At 68.0% G+C, this 16,957-nt stretch carries 15 protein-coding genes and 1 pseudogene; 9 read left to right on the forward strand and 7 right to left on the reverse strand.

Annotation, left to right across the window (positions count from 1 at the left end; translation table 11 throughout):
* Positions 1-6: 6 nt before the first annotated feature.
* Together ACOI2T_RS09415 and ACOI2T_RS09420 are read right to left on the reverse strand one after the other, a co-directional pair.
* Entirely contained in the window at positions 7-1,491 is a 1,485-nt protein-coding gene (locus ACOI2T_RS09415) for a carotenoid oxygenase family protein (RefSeq protein ID WP_409503168.1), read from the reverse strand.
* 91 nt (positions 1,492-1,582) lie between these two features.
* Positions 1,583-3,160, reverse strand: a complete 1,578-nt coding sequence (locus tag ACOI2T_RS09420; RefSeq protein ID WP_409503167.1) for a PucR family transcriptional regulator — start codon at positions 3,158-3,160, stop codon at positions 1,583-1,585.
* Between the two features lie 84 nt (positions 3,161-3,244).
* Here ACOI2T_RS09420 and pruA point away from each other — a divergent pair, with 84 nt between their 5' ends.
* Together pruA and ACOI2T_RS09430 are read left to right on the forward strand one after the other, a co-directional pair.
* Complete coding sequence (pruA, locus tag ACOI2T_RS09425; RefSeq protein WP_409503166.1) at positions 3,245-4,873, forward strand: L-glutamate gamma-semialdehyde dehydrogenase; 1,629 nt, start codon at positions 3,245-3,247, stop codon at positions 4,871-4,873.
* A gap of 1 nt (position 4,874) precedes the next feature.
* On the forward strand, positions 4,875-5,834 hold the full coding sequence (locus tag ACOI2T_RS09430; protein WP_409503165.1) for a proline dehydrogenase family protein: 960 nt from the start codon (positions 4,875-4,877) through the stop codon (positions 5,832-5,834).
* Between the two features lie 36 nt (positions 5,835-5,870).
* On the opposite strand, the gene ACOI2T_RS09435 is transcribed toward ACOI2T_RS09430, so the two are convergent.
* Positions 5,871-6,407, reverse strand: coding sequence for an NUDIX domain-containing protein (locus tag ACOI2T_RS09435; RefSeq protein WP_409503164.1), 537 nt, complete (start codon positions 6,405-6,407; stop codon positions 5,871-5,873).
* 34 nt (positions 6,408-6,441) lie between these two features.
* Here ACOI2T_RS09435 and ACOI2T_RS09440 point away from each other — a divergent pair, with 34 nt between their 5' ends.
* The 3 genes from ACOI2T_RS09440 to ACOI2T_RS09450 are packed head-to-tail and all read left to right on the forward strand — an operon-like array spanning position 6,442 to position 9,107.
* Complete coding sequence (locus ACOI2T_RS09440; protein WP_409503163.1) at positions 6,442-7,848, forward strand: acyl-CoA synthetase; 1,407 nt, start codon at positions 6,442-6,444, stop codon at positions 7,846-7,848.
* Positions 7,839-8,186, forward strand: coding sequence for a VOC family protein (locus tag ACOI2T_RS09445; protein ID WP_409503162.1), 348 nt, complete (start codon positions 7,839-7,841; stop codon positions 8,184-8,186). Before ACOI2T_RS09440 ends, ACOI2T_RS09445 begins: the two co-directional genes overlap by 10 nt.
* 54 nt (positions 8,187-8,240) lie before the next feature.
* Complete coding sequence (locus ACOI2T_RS09450) at positions 8,241-9,107, forward strand: helix-turn-helix transcriptional regulator (protein ID WP_409503161.1); 867 nt, start codon at positions 8,241-8,243, stop codon at positions 9,105-9,107.
* A gap of 3 nt (positions 9,108-9,110) precedes the next feature.
* Here ACOI2T_RS09450 and ACOI2T_RS09455 read toward each other — a convergent pair whose 3' ends face one another.
* Positions 9,111-9,974, reverse strand: a complete 864-nt coding sequence (locus tag ACOI2T_RS09455; RefSeq protein WP_409503160.1) for a helix-turn-helix transcriptional regulator — start codon at positions 9,972-9,974, stop codon at positions 9,111-9,113.
* 146 nt (positions 9,975-10,120) lie between these two features.
* On the opposite strand from ACOI2T_RS09455, the gene ACOI2T_RS09460 reads away from it, so the two are divergent.
* Positions 10,121-11,062 carry an SDR family oxidoreductase gene (locus ACOI2T_RS09460; protein WP_409503159.1) on the forward strand — a complete coding sequence of 314 codons (942 nt, stop codon included), beginning with the start codon at positions 10,121-10,123 and terminating at the stop codon, positions 11,060-11,062.
* Positions 11,063-11,068: 6 nt separating this feature from the next.
* Here ACOI2T_RS09460 and ACOI2T_RS09465 read toward each other — a convergent pair whose 3' ends face one another.
* Positions 11,069-11,917 (reverse strand): LmeA family phospholipid-binding protein, encoded by an 849-nt coding sequence (locus ACOI2T_RS09465; RefSeq protein WP_409503158.1) that lies wholly within the window; start codon positions 11,915-11,917, stop codon positions 11,069-11,071.
* A 29-nt stretch (positions 11,918-11,946) separates the two neighbouring features.
* A complete protein-coding gene (gene dapD, locus ACOI2T_RS09470) occupies positions 11,947-12,891 on the reverse strand; it encodes a 2,3,4,5-tetrahydropyridine-2,6-dicarboxylate N-succinyltransferase (RefSeq protein ID WP_409503157.1) in 945 nt (314 codons plus the stop codon).
* A 34-nt stretch (positions 12,892-12,925) separates the two neighbouring features.
* Here dapD and dapE point away from each other — a divergent pair, with 34 nt between their 5' ends.
* From dapE to ACOI2T_RS09485, 3 genes and pseudogenes are all read left to right on the forward strand, one after another.
* Positions 12,926-13,993, forward strand: coding sequence for a succinyl-diaminopimelate desuccinylase (gene dapE, locus ACOI2T_RS09475; protein WP_409503156.1), 1,068 nt, complete (start codon positions 12,926-12,928; stop codon positions 13,991-13,993).
* 19 nt (positions 13,994-14,012) lie between these two features.
* Positions 14,013-14,377: pseudogene (locus ACOI2T_RS09480) on the forward strand (RNA-binding S4 domain-containing protein).
* Between the two features lie 171 nt (positions 14,378-14,548).
* Positions 14,549-16,162, forward strand: a complete 1,614-nt coding sequence (locus tag ACOI2T_RS09485; RefSeq protein WP_409503155.1) for an ABC-F family ATP-binding cassette domain-containing protein — start codon at positions 14,549-14,551, stop codon at positions 16,160-16,162.
* Here ACOI2T_RS09485 and ACOI2T_RS09490 read toward each other — a convergent pair.
* Positions 16,152-16,949 carry an ESX-1 secretion-associated protein gene (locus ACOI2T_RS09490; RefSeq protein WP_409503154.1) on the reverse strand — a complete coding sequence of 266 codons (798 nt, stop codon included), beginning with the start codon at positions 16,947-16,949 and terminating at the stop codon, positions 16,152-16,154. The two genes, ACOI2T_RS09485 and ACOI2T_RS09490, sit on opposite strands and share 11 nt — an antisense overlap.
* Positions 16,950-16,957 lie beyond the last annotated feature (8 nt).

The following is a 16,957-nucleotide window of genomic DNA, read 5'->3' on the forward strand; positions in this document are numbered from 1 at the left end:
TAGCGCTCAGCTGTCCACCCAGTTGCCGTGAAAGCCGTGTGGCACGCGGACCGGGATGTGCACGGTGGCGACCGTCTGCAGCGTCTGCCCGTCGAGCAGAACCAGATCGCTGCGGTCCGAGGCGCGGTCGTAGACGAACCCCATCAGCACGCCGTCATTCTCGGCGGCATCAGGGCTCGACGGGACGAACACGAACTCGCCCGGTTCGCGCCCCGGCCCGAACGACACGGGTTCGCTGGCGCCGGTGGCCAGGTCGTGGCGCAGAATCGTCTCGGGCGCAGTGATTCCCGGTGCCTGCGGGGCATAGCCGACGGCGTAGCCGAACCGATGCCGAAGACCGACGCGGCGTTCGTCGACCCGCGGGAACTCCTGGGCCGTGTCGTCGAGCCGCTCCTCGCGAACCTTGCCGGTCGTGAGGTCCACCGTCCAGCGGTCGAGCGTGCGGGTGTTGGTGAACTGTTCCTCGGGGGCGAACACCGACTCGTGGCGCACCACGTCGAGCACGATCCGCTCACCTTCCGGCCCGGATTCGTCATAGGAGTTCAGCGGGTGGAACACGTAGCAGGGATTCACCTCGAACCACCGGATGTCGGCTGCCGTACCGGCCCTGGGCAATACACCGACGCGGGCCTGCCGCTCGGGGGCCCAGCGGTACGGAAACGCGCCGAGCGCCGAGGTGCCACCGTTTTCGGAGCCCCGAATGACGGTGCGCACCACGAAATCGGGAGCGGCGTGGCGGGCGGCGAACCGGCTGAGCCACCGGGCAGCGGCCTTGGCCGGCCGGGTGGTCATCTGACCGGAGAAGTCAAGGGCCACCGGCAGGTCGTAGAGCACGACGTAGTGCTCGGTCAGCGAGAAGTCGTGCATCATCGTCTGGGCACGCAGCGGGATGTCGACGGCCCGGCGCACCTTGCCGTCCACATCGGTGACGGTGTACTGCACCAGGTTGCCGCGCATGGGGTGGTAGGACACCGCGTGCAGCTCACTGGTCTTCGGGTCGCGTTTGGGATGGGCGGTATAACCCGCCATCAACGTCCCGCAGAAGTCCGAACCCCCAACGGTTTCCAGCTCGTCGTCGAGTTCGTAGGGCCGGACACCGGCCTCGGTGAGGGCCAGCGTGCGACCCGCATGCCCGATGACGTTGGTGTTGGCCGCGAAGTCGAAACCGGCGCGCCGCGCGCCGCCGGGCCAACGCTCGCCGAGCGCGCGGGCCACGTCGGCCGAACGTACCCAGCGGTTGCGATACCACTGCGCCTTGCCGTCACGCAGCCGAAGCCCGTGCACCATCCCGTCACCGAGAAACAGGTGATAGCGCGCCGGGTCGGGATCGCCCACCGCATTGGGGCCGTTGCGAAGGTAACGCCCGTCGAGATAGTCGGGAATCGTGCCGGTGACGGCCAAGTCCAGGGCCGTCGTTTCCTGGTGGACCGGTGCGTAGTTACCGGCGAGATAGAGGTTCTCGGATTCTCGTGCCGACAGTGTCGTGGTCATGCGTTCATCGTGTGCGCCGCTGCACGATGCCCGCGACGACCTGGTGGCTGATCGTCGTGTCAGTCGAACGGTTGACAGGGTTCGGCGGGTCTCACGCCGTCGCCCGCAAGCTCAGCGAAAGTAGCAGCCGCACATCGGGATCGGTCATCGGCGTGCCCAACAGCTGCTCGAGGCGGCGGACCCGATAGCGGACGGTGTTGGGGTGAACGTGCAGCCAGTGCGCGGCCGCGGCGATGTCGCCGAAACTGTCCAGATACGCGCGCAGGGTCTCGGCGAGCACGGGTTCGTCGGCCCGCAGCGCGCGCACCCGTGGATCGATCAGCCGGTCGTCGGCGGCGATCGCGGTGACGATTTCGTCGAGCAACACGGTGGTGCGCGCCTCGGCCAGTGACGTGACCTGGCCGATCGCACCGGGGTGGCGTTCGGCGCTGTCCAGCACGCGGTCCACCTCGGCACGGGCAGCGGCCGCACCGGCCAGACCGGTCACGGGTGCGGCGATGACGGCGTGCACTTCGAGTCCGAGCTCGGTGCGTAGCGCGGCCACGGTCCCGCGGATCCACGAGGTCACCGCGGCCGGTTTTCCGGTGCTGGGGAACAGTACGTAGACCCGCGTGCGAACCGATGCCACCTGGGCGTCGTGACGAAAAGCGCTGGCGCTCAACGAGAGTACGTCGGCCAGGCGGGCGCTCGCCGAACCGCCGTCGAATCCGATCAGCGCCGCCCGGCCGTCGACCGGGATGCCGAGTTCACGGGCGACGAACTCGATGTCGACGGGATCGTCGTCATCTCGCAGCCCGAGCAACTCCTGCACCCGGAGCGCATGAGTCGACGGGGTGGCGGCCAACCGGGCCATGATGCGTGCGGCGAGCACGGCCGCGCCGCGCAGGACGTCGTCGGCGTCCTCGGCCAGCGGGCGGCTGCCCTGCTGCACCCAGATCGTGCCGGCGAACGCGGGCGCTCGGCGCTCGTCGGCGGCCGGCTGGAAGATCCCGATCGCCAACCGCGGCCGCAACCCCAACTCGGGCCGCTCGGCGACACGCACCACCTCGGGTTTGGCGCGCAGCGCATCGAAGATGCCCCACTGGGCTATCCACGCGAGGTGCTCCGACGGCCCGGCGCGGCCCAGGATCGACAGCCGCCGCAATTCGTCGGCCTCGTCGTTGGAAGCCGAATACGCCAGCACGTGCGACTGTGCGTCTTCGATGCTCACCATGCCGTGCGTACGGTCGGCGATCGACTGGGCCAGCCCGAACAGGTCGGTTCCGGAATCGTGCAGCGCACGGTCACCGTGATGGTCGAAGACGTGGTTGACCAGCCGGTAGAGGCGCTCCCAGCGCGCCCGCGGGTCCACGGCAACCACCGCGGTGCCCGCGGCCGCCGCGCGGGCCACCACGGCCGGTGACGGCTCTTTGATGAAGATCGCCGCCGGCGGTCGCCGCGCGGTCTGATGGTCGACCCAATCCAGCGCGTCGTTCTCCGGAATGCCGAGCAGGAAGAACAGATCGGCCGATCCCGCGGCGGGCGCCAGGCCGAGCCGCACGTCGTCGGAGTCGATGAGCGCCGCCGACGCCACCGCCAGATCGAGCCCGCGCGGGGCCTGCACGAGCTGGACCAGCGTGGCATCCAGCGCCAACAGCAGTTGGCCGAGGCTGACACCGGTGGCCCGCATGTTGTCCGATTCTACCGATGGACATTGACACTGTTGTCCGATCGAACAAGAGTTACTTGGATCACGTCAGGGATTCTTAGGGGTATGGATGCCATCACCGACGTGCCGATGCCGGCGAACGAGCCGGTCCACAACTACGCCCCGGGCTCGGGTGAGCGCGCCCGGCTCACCGCGGCCCTGTCCGAACTCCAAGATGCACCGATCGACCTGCCGCACGTCATCGGCGGCGACCACCGGATGGGCGGCGGCGCTCGCATCGACGTCGTCCAGCCCCACCGTCATTCGGCTCGCCTCGGCACCTTGACCAACGCCGAGCACGCCGACGCGTCGGCGGCCATCGATGCCGCGCTCGCCGCCAAGCCCGAGTGGGCCGCGCTGCCCTTCGACGAGCGTGCCGCGGTGTTCCTGCGCGCCGCCGATCTCCTGTCGGGCCCGTGGCGGGAGAAGATCGCCGCGGCCACGATGCTCGGGCAGTCCAAAACCGCTTACCAGGCCGAGATCGACGCGCCATGCGAGCTGATCGACTTCTGGCGTTTCAACGTCGCATTCGCCCGTCAGATCCTGGCCCAGCAGCCGATCAGCAGCCCAGGCGTCTGGAACCGCACCGACCACCGGCCGCTGGAGGGTTTCGTCTACGCGATCACGCCGTTCAACTTCACCGCGATCGCCGGCAACCTGCCCACCGCACCCGCACTGATGGGCAACACCGTCGTGTGGAAGCCGTCTCCCACCCAGACCTTCGCGGCCTACCTGACCATGCAGCTGCTGGAGGCCGCGGGACTGCCACCCGGTGTGATCAACCTGCTCACCGGCGACGGGATCGCGGTTTCCGAAGTGGCCCTTGCCGATCCGCGCCTCACCGGCATCCACTTCACCGGTTCCACCGCGACGTTCCAGCACCTGTGGCGCGAGGTCGGCGCCAACATCGACCGCTACCACACCTATCCGCGGCTCGTCGGGGAGACCGGTGGCAAGGACTTCGTGCTGGCGCACGCATCGGCGCAGCCCGATGTGTTGCGTACGGCGTTGATCCGCGGCGCGTTCGACTACCAGGGCCAGAAGTGCTCAGCAGCCTCACGCGCCTTCATCCCGCGGTCGGTGTGGCACGAGATGGGCGACGACTTCCTCTCGGCCACATCGGAACTGACGTACGGCGATGTCACCGACCTGACCAACTACGGCGGCGCGGTGATCGACGAGCGGGCATTCGCCAAGAACGTCAAGGCAATCGAGCGGGCGAAGAGCGCGGCCGGGGTCACCATCGCGGCAGGCGGCGAATATGACGACAGCGAAGGCTATTTCGTACGGCCTACCGTGCTGTTGTCCGACGATCCGACCGACGACGCGTTCTGCACCGAATACTTCGGACCCATCCTGGCCGTCCATGTCTATCCCGACTCCGACTACGACAAGATTCTCGACGTTGTCGACACCGGGGCACGCTACGGGCTGACCGGCGCGGTGATCGCCGACGACCGCCACGCCGTCCTGCAGGCGCAGGATCGGTTGCGTTATGCCGCTGGCAATTTCTACATCAACGACAAGCCCACCGGTGCCGTCGTCGGCCAACAGCCGTTCGGTGGCTCGCGGGCATCCGGCACCAACGACAAAGCGGGCTCGGCACTCAACCTGTTGCGCTGGACCTCGGCGCGGTCCATCAAGGAGACCTTCGTGCCGCCGACCAACCACACCTACCCCCACATGGAGGCCTGAGATGGGCGTCTTCGATCGCGTCGCGCGACCGGCGATCTTGGCTGCGTCCCGCTCGCAGCGCCTGCGCCGGACCGCCGAACGGCTGCCGGTGACGCGTAAGGTGGTGGACCGGTTCGTCGCCGGCGAGACCATCCCCGATGCTCTCGACGCCGTTGCGGTGCTGCGTGGTTCGGGACGCCTCGTCACGATCGACTACCTCGGCGAGGACACCACGAGCAGCGAGGATGCCGAGCAGACGGTCCGTGCCTACCTGGCGTTGCTCGACGGACTGCAGCGGCGGGCCGAAACCGTGACGCCGGTCCGCCCGCTGGAGGTGTCGCTCAAGCTGTCGGCGCTCGGTCAGGCACTGCCGCGCGACGGCGAGAAGATCGCGCTGGAGAATGCGCACACCATCTGCGCCAAGGCGCGCGACGTCGGCGCGTGGGTGACCGTCGACGCCGAGGATCACTCCACGACCGATTCCACACTGTCGATCGTGCGGGACCTGCGTACCGAGTTCGACTGGCTGGGAACCGTTCTGCAAGCCTATCTCAAGCGCACACAGGCAGATTGCGAGGAGTTCGCCGCCGCGGGTGCCCGCATTCGCCTGTGCAAGGGCGCCTACGACGAGCCCGCCTCGGTGGCCTACCGCGACGGCGCCGAGGTCACCGACTCCTACCTGCGGTGCCTGAAGACGCTCATGGGCGGCCGCGGTTATCCGATGGTGGCCTCGCACGATCCGGTGATCATCGACGCAGTGCCAGGCCTGGCCCGCGAGTTCGGCCGTGGGGTGGACGATTTCGAATACCAGATGCTCTACAACATCCGCGATGCCGAGCAGCGGCGGTTGGCCGATGCGGGCAACCACGTACGGGTGTATGTGCCGTTCGGGTACGAGTGGTACGGCTACTTCGTGCGCCGGCTCGCCGAACGCCCGGCCAACCTCACGTTCTTCCTGCGTGCGTTGGCCGAGCGCGGCTGAAAGGGTCTGCCCCCGAACACGATCCGCGTGCGCTCGTCAGCTCCGGTGAAGTAAGAACATCGCCCACGCCGCGATACTCTGCGCGTCGGTGATACCGCCGTCGCGAATCATGCGCTCGACCTCGGCCCGGGTGAACCACTCGCTGTGCATGTCCTGCTCTTCATGTTCGCGTTCGTGTTCGCCTTCGGTGAGGCCCGTCGCCAGGAACACCCAACCCCGCTGGCTACTCATCCCCGGCGCGACGTCGAGCTGGCCGAGCCGCACCACACTGGCCGCACGCAGCCCCGTCTCCTCGCGAAGCTCACGCTCAGCCAGTTCGGCCGGTTCGAGGTGCTGCTGTTCGGGTGCGGTGCCCTGCGGGAACTCCCAGCGCCGCAGTCCCAGCGGATACCGGAACTGCTCGACAAGGTGAAATCGGTCACCATCACACGGAATCACGAGTGCATAGGTCGGTTTGTCCACCACCGCGTAGACCCCGGTGCTGCCGTCGGGGCGCACGATGTCGTCCTCCCGCAGCGTCAACCAGTTGTTCCGGTACACCTCACGCGTAGAGACCTGCCGGATTACTCCCATCGTTCCATTATCCCGGCGGAGTAGCCTCACATGCGTGTTGCTGGCCTCCTTGAACCCCGCGGCAATCGCTGCCGGCGCCGATATCGGCGATGCGATCCGCATCGACGGTGCGGTGCTGAGCCGCAGCGATATCGTCGGCGCCGCCACGTCGGTCGCCGAACGGGTTGCCGCCGCCCGACGGGTCGCCGTCCTGGCGACACCGACCGCGACCACCGTGCTGGCGATCACCGGATGCTTGATCGCCGGTGTGCCCGTCGTGCCGGTACCCGCCGACGTGGGAGCGACCGAACGGCGTCACATCCTGACGGACTCGGGCGCCCAAGCCTGGCTGGGGGAGCGGCCCGAGGAAACAGAAGGGCTGCCGCACATTCCGGTCCGGCTGCACGCACGGTCCTGGCACCGCTATCAGGAGCCGGCGCCGGATGCGACTGCGATCATCATGTACACCTCGGGCACCACCGGACCGCCCAAAGGGGTGCCCATCAGCCGGCGGGCGATCGCCGCGGACATCGACGCGCTGGCCACGGCCTGGCAGTGGACGGCCGACGACACCTTGGTGCACGGGCTGCCCCTCTTCCACGTCCACGGTCTGGTGCTGGGGCTGCTCGGCTCACTGCGGATCGGAAACCGCTTCGTACACACCGGAAAACCCTCACCCGCCGCCTATGCCGAGGCGCAGGGCTCGCTGTATTTCGGTGTGCCGACCGTCTGGTCGCGTGTGGTCAACGACCTCGACGCGGCGCTGGCCCTGTCCTCGGCACGTCTGCTCGTGTCGGGCAGCGCGCCGCTGCCGGTGCCGGTGTTCGAGCAATTGACCAAGCTCACCGGCAAGCCTCCGGTGGAACGCTATGGCAGCACCGAGTCGCTCATCACCTTGAGCACGTTCGTCGACGGTGAGCGCAGGCCGGGTTGGGTCGGACTGCCGGTGGCCGGCGTACAGACGCGCCTGGTCGACGACGACGGAGCTCCGGTGCCACACGACGGGGAAACCATTGGGCGGCTGCAGATCAAGGGGCCCATGGTGTTCGACGGCTACCTCAATCGACCCGACGCCACCGCCGAGGCATTCGACGTCGACGGGTGGTACCGCACGGGCGATGTCGCGGTGATCGACGGGGACGGCATGCACCGCATCGTCGGCCGGGAGTCGGTCGATCTGATCAAATCCGGTGGTTACCGCATCGGCGCCGGGGAGATCGAAACGGTGTTGCTCGGCCATCCCGGTGTCCGCGAGGTCGCCGTCGTGGGCGTCGCCGACGATGATCTCGGTCAGCGCATCGTCGCGTTCGTCGTCGGCGATGCCGAACCGGCCGCCCTGATCGACTATGTCGCACAGCAACTTTCAGTGCACAAGCGGCCGCGTGAAGTGCGGCTCGTGGACGCCTTGCCCCGCAATGCGATGGGCAAGGTGCTGAAAAAGGAGCTCGCGCAATGGGGTTGAGGTTCTCCGAGATCTGCATCGATGCTCGCGACCCCGAGGCACTGGGCGCCTGGTGGGCACAGGCGCTCGGCTGGCCGAAGCACACCGACTCCGACGGTGACGTGGTGCTGACCCCGCCGCCGGGTGCCGGCCCCATTTGGCTGTTTCTCGCGGTACCGGACGACAAGGTGGTCAAGAACCGCCTGCACCTCGACTTCACGCCGGACGATCAGCAGGCCGAGGTGGACCGGCTGATCGGCCTCGGTGCCCGGCATGTCGACATCGGCCAGGGCGAACAGACCTGGGTGGTGCTGGCCGACCCCGAGGGCAACGAGTTCTGTGTGCTGGCCGCCGACTGATCGGGGGTCTGGTGATCCCTGGCCGGCGGCCTGGTGCGCGGTGACAATGGGCTGATGGATCAGGGACAGCTGGCCGACTTCCTGCGCACCCGGCGGGAAGCGCTCACTCCCGAGGACGTGGGGTTGCCCGCGGGCCCGCGCCGGCGAACCGCCGGGTTGCGCCGTGAAGAGGTCGCGGCACTCGCGCTGATCTCGACGGACTACTACTGCCGCATGGAGCAGCGGCGGGCTCCGCAGCCGTCGACGGAGGTGTTGGCCTCCTTGGCGCGGGCGCTGCGGTTGTCACTGGACGAACGTGATCACCTGTTCCGCCTGGCCGGGCACAACGCCCCGGCCCGGATTCCCACCGGTGAGCATGTCAGCCCGGCCACGATGCGGATTCTTGATCGCTTGCAGGACACACCGGCTCAGGTGATGTCGGCGTTGGGCGAGACGTTGGTGCAGACACCCCCGGCGCGCGCTCTGCTGGGTGAAGAAACCACCTACCAAGGCTTCGCGCGCAGCGTGGTGTACCGGTGGTTCACCGACGAGGCGTCCCGCGAGCTGTACCCGGTCGAGGATCGCGCCGCCATCGGGCTGTCGTACGCCGCCGGCGCCAGGATGGCCTATGCGCGCGACGGGGCCGGATCGCGTGCCGCCCAGATCGTCGACGATCTGTTGAGTCGCAGCGCAGAGTTCGCCGAACTGTGGAAGCGCCACGACGTCGGACATGCTCCCGAACTGGCCAAACGCATCGTGCATCCGAAACTCGGCGTGCTTGAGGTGCAGTGCCAGATCCTCCACGATGCCGTGCAGATGCACACGCTGTTGGTGTTCACGGCCGAGCCCGGGACGCCCAGCCACGCCAAACTCACCGCGTTGGGCGCCGACCCGCAGTCCTACCTGCGCGATCTGCACGCCGATGCGCGGGTGAGCCAGTGAGGTTCACCCGTCGAAGAATCGGTGGTGGCCGATGACCGTCGAGAGTTTGATCTTGGTATGGCTTTCCGAGCCCGGCACGGCCAGATAGATCACGACGCGCCGGTTGCGGTCGGTGTCGAACAACACCTCGCGCTGCAGTTGGATCACACCGAGTGCGGGATGAACGATTCGACACTGACGGTTGATCCGGACCGCGTCCACGAGTGGTGCACGCCGCCAGATCTCGGCGAATTCGTCGCTGCGGCGCAACAGGAGCTTCACGAGATCTGAGGCCGGGCAGGCGTTTTCACGGTCCATCAGACTCCGGCGTAGATCGGCTACGATCTCGTCACCGATCGTCGAGTGCTCGGTCACCTCGTGGCGCAGCCGTTCGCCGGGGTCGGTGAACCACCGGTAGTAACCACTTCGCGACCACCCGCTGAAACCGGTCAACTCGCCGAAAAGCACCTTTGCCGAAGGTGTCTGGTGCAGAACCTCGCCCATCGCGTCGACGGCGATCGCCGGTGTGTCGGCCAATCGGCCGAGTACATGCATGGCACCGGGGTCCACATGCGCCGTGCCCAGAACCTCTCCGGCAAGGTCGTAGCCCGCCGCACTGAACAATCGGTCGCGGTCGGCTCGGTTGAATCGGAGGCCGCGCGCGATGCTCGCCAGCATGGCCGGCGACGGACGCGGACCACAGCGCCGTTCCAGCCTGCCGTAATAGGCGGACGACACCGAACACAGTGCGGCGACCTCGTCGCGACGCAAACCAGGCGTGCGTCGGCGCCTGCCGCGCGGGAGACCGACGTCTTCTGGCTGCAATACTCGCCGGCGCGCACGCAACAGATCGGCCACGTCGGAGAGATCGCCATCAGCGGATGTCACGACTCGATGGTCGATGAGGCCACGTTCCTGCGGAAGGGCCCGGCCATCGGGGGATCGGCGATCAGTGGATAACCCGCCCCTGAATGTGTTCCCAGGACACTGGCAGCTTGGAATCACAGACCTGACGACGCACCGAGGAGAACGTGATGCCGCGCAATGCAGAAGTGGACGTGCCGGACCTGAGCGGCAAACTGGCCGTGATCACGGGTGGCAGCGACGGCATCGGTTTCGGGCTCGCAGGGCGGTTGGCGGCGGCCGGTGCCGAGGTCATTCTGCCGGTGCGCAACACCGACAAGGGTCGTGACGCCGTCGCCCGTATCGGTGCCGCGGTGCCCAACGCCCGGGTCGGCATCCGGCGCCTGGATCTGTCGTCGTTGCAGTCGGTCGCCGACCTTGCCGGTGAGCTTGTCGACGAGGGCCGGCCGGTGCACCTGCTGATCAACAACGCCGGCGTGATGAGCCCGCCGAATCGGCAAACCACCGCCGACGGTTTCGAACTGCAGTGGGGGACCAACCATCTCGGGCACTTTGCGCTCACCGCGCGCCTGCTGCCCGTGCTGAGGGCGGGCCGGGCGCGGGTGACGACGCAGTCGAGTGTCGCCGCGGAACGGAACGCCATCAACTGGGACGATCTGAACTTCGAGAAGTCCTACTCGCAGGGCAAGGCCTACAGCCAGTCCAAGATCGCCAACCTGATGTTCGGCATTGAGCTCGACCGCCGCAGCGAGCGCGCCGGATGGGGCATCACCAGCAATGTCTCACACCCCGGCGTGACGCCGACCAACCTGCTGGCCGCCCAACCGCAGATGGGTCGCAGCCGCGACACGCTTCAGGTCCGCGTGGTCCGGCTGATGGCCCGGCTCGGGTTGGTCAACAAATCCGTCGACGAGGGCATGCTGCCTGCCCTGTATGCCGCCACCAGCCCCCACGCGCAGGGCGGCAAGTTCTACGGCCCGAGCGGGTTTCGGCATCTGGCGGGCTCACCTGCCGAACAGGACGTCTACAAGCCCGCCCGCGATGCTGCGGAGGCCGCCCGCCTGTGGGACGTGTCCGAACGGCTCGTCGGCGTCGACTTCGCCGTGCGATAGGGATCGTCAGCCCGCGAAGCAGTCGTCTTCCCCGCCGGCCGGAAGGGCGGCGTTCTCGGTCGAAAAATGCGCCACCACACCGTTTTTCTCCACGGCCACGCTGTCGGCGTGCACGCCGAGCGGGAAGTTGTCGGTCTGGCTCGCCAGGAAGTCGTCGAGCATCGGCTGCAAGTCGCTGATCGCGCCCATCCCCGGCCCGGTGGCGTCGACGATCTGCAACGCGAGACCGCCTTTCGCGCTGACCTCCGGTTTCACGGTCACGCTGGCCAGCACGCTGTTGAGCTCGAGGGTGCCGTCGTCGGGATTGCTCGTCACGTCGGTGACCAACTGACCGAGCACCGGGATCGCCGATTGGATCGACTCTTTGATGCCGTCGGCCGGCCAGGTCACGTCGGCGTCCAACGAGCCCATCGTCCCGGCGCTACCCGGACCGTCTTCGAGCCGCAGATTCCGGATGGCGATGTCGAACCGCATGCCCTTGGCCTCGCGGATCTGCTTACCGGCGGTCTGGATGTCGATGGCGGTGTAGTCCCCGGTGAAGTGCTGCCACAGGAACGGCGGCATCGACGCGAGTTGCACCGTGGACGTATCGCCCATCAGGCATTGCAGCGTCGCGGCGATGATGCTCTTGGCGCGGTCGCGCGCATACCACTCGGCCGCCCCGAGACCGGCCACGACCAGGACCAGGACGACGGCAGCGCTCACCAGGATCTTGAGCCCGCGGCGGTTGGGCGGTGCCGGTGGCTCGGGCGACGGCAGGGCGCTACGCGCGAACTGGATGGTGGCGTCGTCGAACGGCGAAGGCGCGCTGCCGGGTCGGTTCCACGGTTGATCGCCCCTCGGCGGGTATGTCACCCGCCCGATTCTGCCTCACCGGCCATGAGTCAGTTCGCGTGCAGGGCCTCGTTGAGGGTGATGCCGGTGCCGTCCCGCTTGACGACCTCGACCGCACCCGAAAGCGAGTTGCGGCGGAACAGCAGGTTGCTTGCGCCCGACAGGTCCTTGGCCTTCGTCGTCTGACCGTCTGCGGTGGTCACCTTGGTCCCGCCGGTCACGTAGAGGCCGGCTTCGACGACGCAGTCGTCGCCGAGCGAGATACCGAGACCCGCGTTGGCGCCGAGCAGGCAGCGCTTGCCCACCGAGATGACCTCGGTGCCGCCGCCCGACAACGTGCCCATGATCGACGCGCCGCCGCCGATGTCGGAGCCGTCATCGACCACGACACCGGCCGAGATACGACCCTCGACCATCGACGTGCCCAGGGTTCCGGCGTTGAAGTTCACGAAGCCCTCGTGCATGACCGTGGTGCCCGAGGCCAGGTGCGCGCCCAGCCGAACCCGGTCGGCGTCGGCGATGCGCACGCCCGTCGGCGTCACGTAGTCGACCATGCGCGGGAACTTGTCGATCCCGTACACCGCGACCGCGCCGCGACGCCGCAGCCGGGCGCGAGTGGTCTCGAACCCGTCGACCGCGCACGGACCGAAGTTCGTCCACACCACATTGGCCAGGACCCCGAAGATGCCGTCCATGTTGGCGCCGTGCGGCGCGATGAGGCGGTGTGACAGCAGGTGCAGCCGCAGGTAGGCATCATGGGTGTCGGCCGGCTTGTCGCCTAAGTCGGCGATCGTCGTGCGCACCGCCACGACCTCGACGTTGCGGTCCTCATCCTTACCGGTGAGGCCGGCGAACTCGGCGGGCACGTCATCGCCGCTGAGCCGGACCGTTCCGGCCGGAGCGTCCGCGCTCAGCTCGGGGGCGGGAAACCAGGTGTCCAGGACGGTTCCGTCGGCGGCGATGGTGGCCAGGCCGACGCCAGATGCTGCAGTCACGGAGCTACACGCTACTGGACTAGCCTCGGTGTCCATGGGGCTAGACCTGCGCGCCGATCCGATCGCACTGACCGCGGCGCTTGTCGACATCCCCAGCGAGTCGCGACACGAACAGCGCATCGCCGACGAGATCGAGGCGGCACTGCGCGCGCAGGCCCCGGCGTTCGAGGTGATCCGCAATGGCGACGCCGTGCTCGCCCGCACGAATCTGGGCCGGCCGTCGCGCGTGATGCTGGCCGGTCACATCGACACGGTGCCCGCGGCCGACAATTTGCCCAGCCGCGTCGTCGACGGGGAGATGTACGGCTGCGGCACATCGGACATGAAGTCCGGTGACGCGGTGTTCCTGCATCTCGCGGCCACGATCGCCGAGCCGTCGCACGACATCACGCTCGTGATGTACGACTGCGAGGAGATCGAATCGAGCGCCAACGGCCTCGGCCGCATCGAGCGCGAGCTACCCGACTGGCTCGTCGCCGACGTCGCGATCCTGGGTGAGCCGTCCGGCGGCTACATCGAGGCAGGTTGCCAGGGGACCATCCGCGTCGTCGTCCGGGCCGCCGGGACGCGGGCACACTCCGCGCGATCGTGGCTCGGCGACAACGCGATCCACAAACTCGGTGCCGTTCTCGACCGGTTGTCGGCCTACCAGGCGCGTTCGGTCGACATCGACGGGTGCGTGTACCGCGAGGGCCTGTCGGCGGTCCGTATCGACGGCGGCGTCGCAGGCAACGTCATTCCCGACGCCGCGGCCGTCACGGTGAACTTCCGGTTCGCACCGGACCGCAGCATCGACCAGGCCGTGGCTCACGTGCACGAGGTGCTCGACGGGCTCGATGTGACCATCGAACTCACCGACGCCGCGGCCGGGGCGCTGCCCGGGCTGTCGAAGCCCGCCGCGGCCGCACTGATCGCCGCCGCAGGCGGCCAGGTGCGTGCCAAATACGGCTGGACCGACGTCGCGCGCTTCGCCGCCCTGGGGATCCCGGCGGTCAACTACGGGCCCGGCGATCCCAACCTCGCGCACCGCGTCGACGAGCGCGTGCCGGTCGAGGCGATCACCGCCGCGACCGGCATGCTGCGCGGCTATCTGACGAGCTGACCGGGCTACCGTTGAACAGGTGAGCAGCGTTCGCGTCGACAGCTGGATCTGGGCCGTGCGGATCACCAAGACCCGCTCCGCGGCAGCAGCGGCCTGCCGGGGTGGTCATGTTCGCGTCAACGACGTCGCGGCCAAGCCGGCACAGCACGTCAGCCCCGGTGACGAGGTGCGGGTCCGGTTGGACGGCCGCGAACGGATCGTCGAGGTGGTGCGGCCGATCGCCAAACGAGTCGGGGCGGCGATCGCCGCCGAATGCCTGATCGACCGCAGCCCGCCACCCCCGCCCAAGGAGATACTGGCCGCCGTACCGGTGCGCGACCGGGGCGCCGGCGGCCCACGAAACGCGAACGGCGAGAACTGAATCGGTTGCGCGGCTATTCGTGACCGGATAATCGGTTGCACCCGTGGCTATCATGGGTGATTGCAACTGCTGTCGACCGAGGTGGGCCGAAAACATGCTGGGAGACGACGAGATCTCCGGGTAATACCCGCGAGCCGATTCTGTCGTCCTGTCCTCACTGCGGCCGTATGCCGCAGACTCTTTGGAGTTCCAGCATGTCTATTGTCTGTTCGAATCTGTCGTTCTCGTGGCCCGATGACACCGAGTTGTTCTCGGAGCTGTCGTTCACCGTCGGCCCTGGCCGCACCGGACTCGTCGCACCCAACGGCGCCGGAAAGAGCACGCTGCTCAAGTTGATTGCCGGCGAGCTCAAACCGACGGCCGGTTCGGTGACCGTGAACGGAACCGTTGGCTACCTGCCGCAGACCTTGCCTTTCGTCGCTGACCTCACGGTGTCTGCCGTGCTCGGCGTGGCGCCGGTGCTCGATGCGCTCGCGGCGCTGGCCGCCGGTGACGCGAGCGAGGAGATCTTCACGATCATCGGCGATGATTGGGACATCGAGGAGCGGTCACGTGCCCAGTTGGATCGGCTCGGCCTCGAAAAGCTCGAGCTCGACCGGACGTTGGGAACGCTGTCCGGTGGGGAGGTGGTGTCGTTGGGTCTTGCGGCGCAACTGCTGAAGCGGCCCGATGTGCTGCTGCTCGACGAGCCGACCAACAACCTGGATCTGGATGCGCGGCAACGTCTTTACGCAGCTCTCGACGACTATGCCGGGTGTCTGCTGCTGGTCAGTCACGACCGCGTGCTGCTGGACCGGATGGATCAGATCGCCGAGCTGTATCGCGGTGAAATCATGTTCTACGGCGGGAATTTCACCGCGTACCAGGAGATCGTGGAGGCCGGTCAGCGGGTGGCCGAGAGCAACATCCGCAACGCCGAACAGCAGCTCAAGCGCGAGAAGCGCCAGATGCAGGAGGCGCGCGAGCGGGCGGCGCGGCGGGCGAGCAATGCCGCGCGAAATATCAAGGACGCCGGGTTGCCGAAAATCATTGCGGGCAAGCTCAAACGCGATGCGCAGGAGTCGGCGGGACGGGCCGACGACGTGCATTCGCGGCGGGTGGACGATGCGCGGTCGCGGCTCGACGACGCCGAACGCGCGTTGCGCGACGACAAGGTCATCGTGCTCGACCTGCCCGACACCGTCGTGCCCGCCGGCCGGACCTTGTTCGTGGGCGAAGGATTGCAGATCGCCCGTGGCGGTCGGAAGTTGTTCGCCGACACGGGAATCGACGTCTCCGTACGTGGCCCGGAGCGGATTGCGCTGACCGGCGCCAACGGTGCCGGGAAGTCGACGCTACTGCGGATCATCGACGGGCAACTGGAGCCGGATTCCGGGACGGTGCAGCGTGCCGACGGGCGAATCGCCTACCTGTCGCAACGGTTGGACCTGCTCGATCCGGAGCGGACGGTCGCCGAGAGTCTGGCTGCCGCGGCCCCGAGCCTGTCGCACACCCGCAGGATGCATCTGTTGGCGCAGTTCCTCTTCCGGGGCGATCGCATCCACCTGCCGGTCAAGGTGCTGTCCGGCGGCGAGCGGCTGCGGGCGACGCTGGCCTGCGTGCTCTACGCCGAGCCGGCGCCACAGCTGCTGCTGCTCGACGAACCGACCAACAACCTCGACCTGGTCAGTGTCGGGCAGCTGGAATCGGCGCTCAACGCTTATCGAGGCGCGTTCATCGTCGTCAGCCACGACGAACGATTCCTGGACATGATCGGCATCGACCGTTCGTGGCGCCTCGAGGGCGGCGAGTTGACGGTTACAGGTTGACCGGGTTGATGCCCGGGCGCTCCTGACCCACCGGGGCGTGGTCCATGCGCTGCATCTCCTCACGCTCGCCCTGCAGTTCGCGCATGCGCTCTTCGCTCATGATGCCCGACTGCACGGGAGCCTTCTCACCGGTCTCCGGGGCTCCGGCCCCGGCCGGTGCCGCTCCTGCCGGTGCTTCGCCCGCTTGGGCCGCACCGGCATTGGCGCCCTGTGCCGCCGCCGCCGCGGCGCCGCCGCCCGCTCCGGCGGCGCCTTGCGTGGCGGTCTGCACAATGCCCTGAACACCCTGGAACACCTGCTGCGGCATCTGGCCGAGAGCCTGGGCCATACCCTGCAGCGGCTGGGTGACGCCTTGCATCATCTGGCCGGCAATCTGGCCGAACTGGCCCATCATCTGGCCGGCGGACTGGGCGCCGCCGTCGTGGCCACCTGCGCTCGGCGCGCCTCCGGCCGCACTCGGCGCACCGGCGGCGCCCTCCATCTGCTGGGCCTGCGCCTTGAGCTTGTCGGCCGAGGCCATGTCACCACGTTCATAGGCCTGGGCAGCCTGCCGGAGCAGATCGGAGATCTTGGCAGACGCGGACTGCGTCGCACCCATGGCACTGCCCCGCGCCGATTGCGCTGCGTCGAACGCGGTCTGCATCGGATGGCCGATCGTGCCGTGGCTGTTGAGGACCGTGGAGACGCCCGGGGCGCTGTTGATGAAGTTGCCGACGTCAGTGCTGAGATCGGTCAGCTGCTGCTGCCAGGTGTTCATGGCGCCGGTGTTGGCGACGAACTGGTTCATCGAAGCCC

Origin of the sequence: Mycolicibacterium wolinskyi str. Jessa 2025 (assembly GCF_049241375.1) — a bacterium.
Lineage (GTDB): Bacteria > Actinomycetota > Actinomycetes > Mycobacteriales > Mycobacteriaceae > Mycobacterium > Mycobacterium wolinskyi.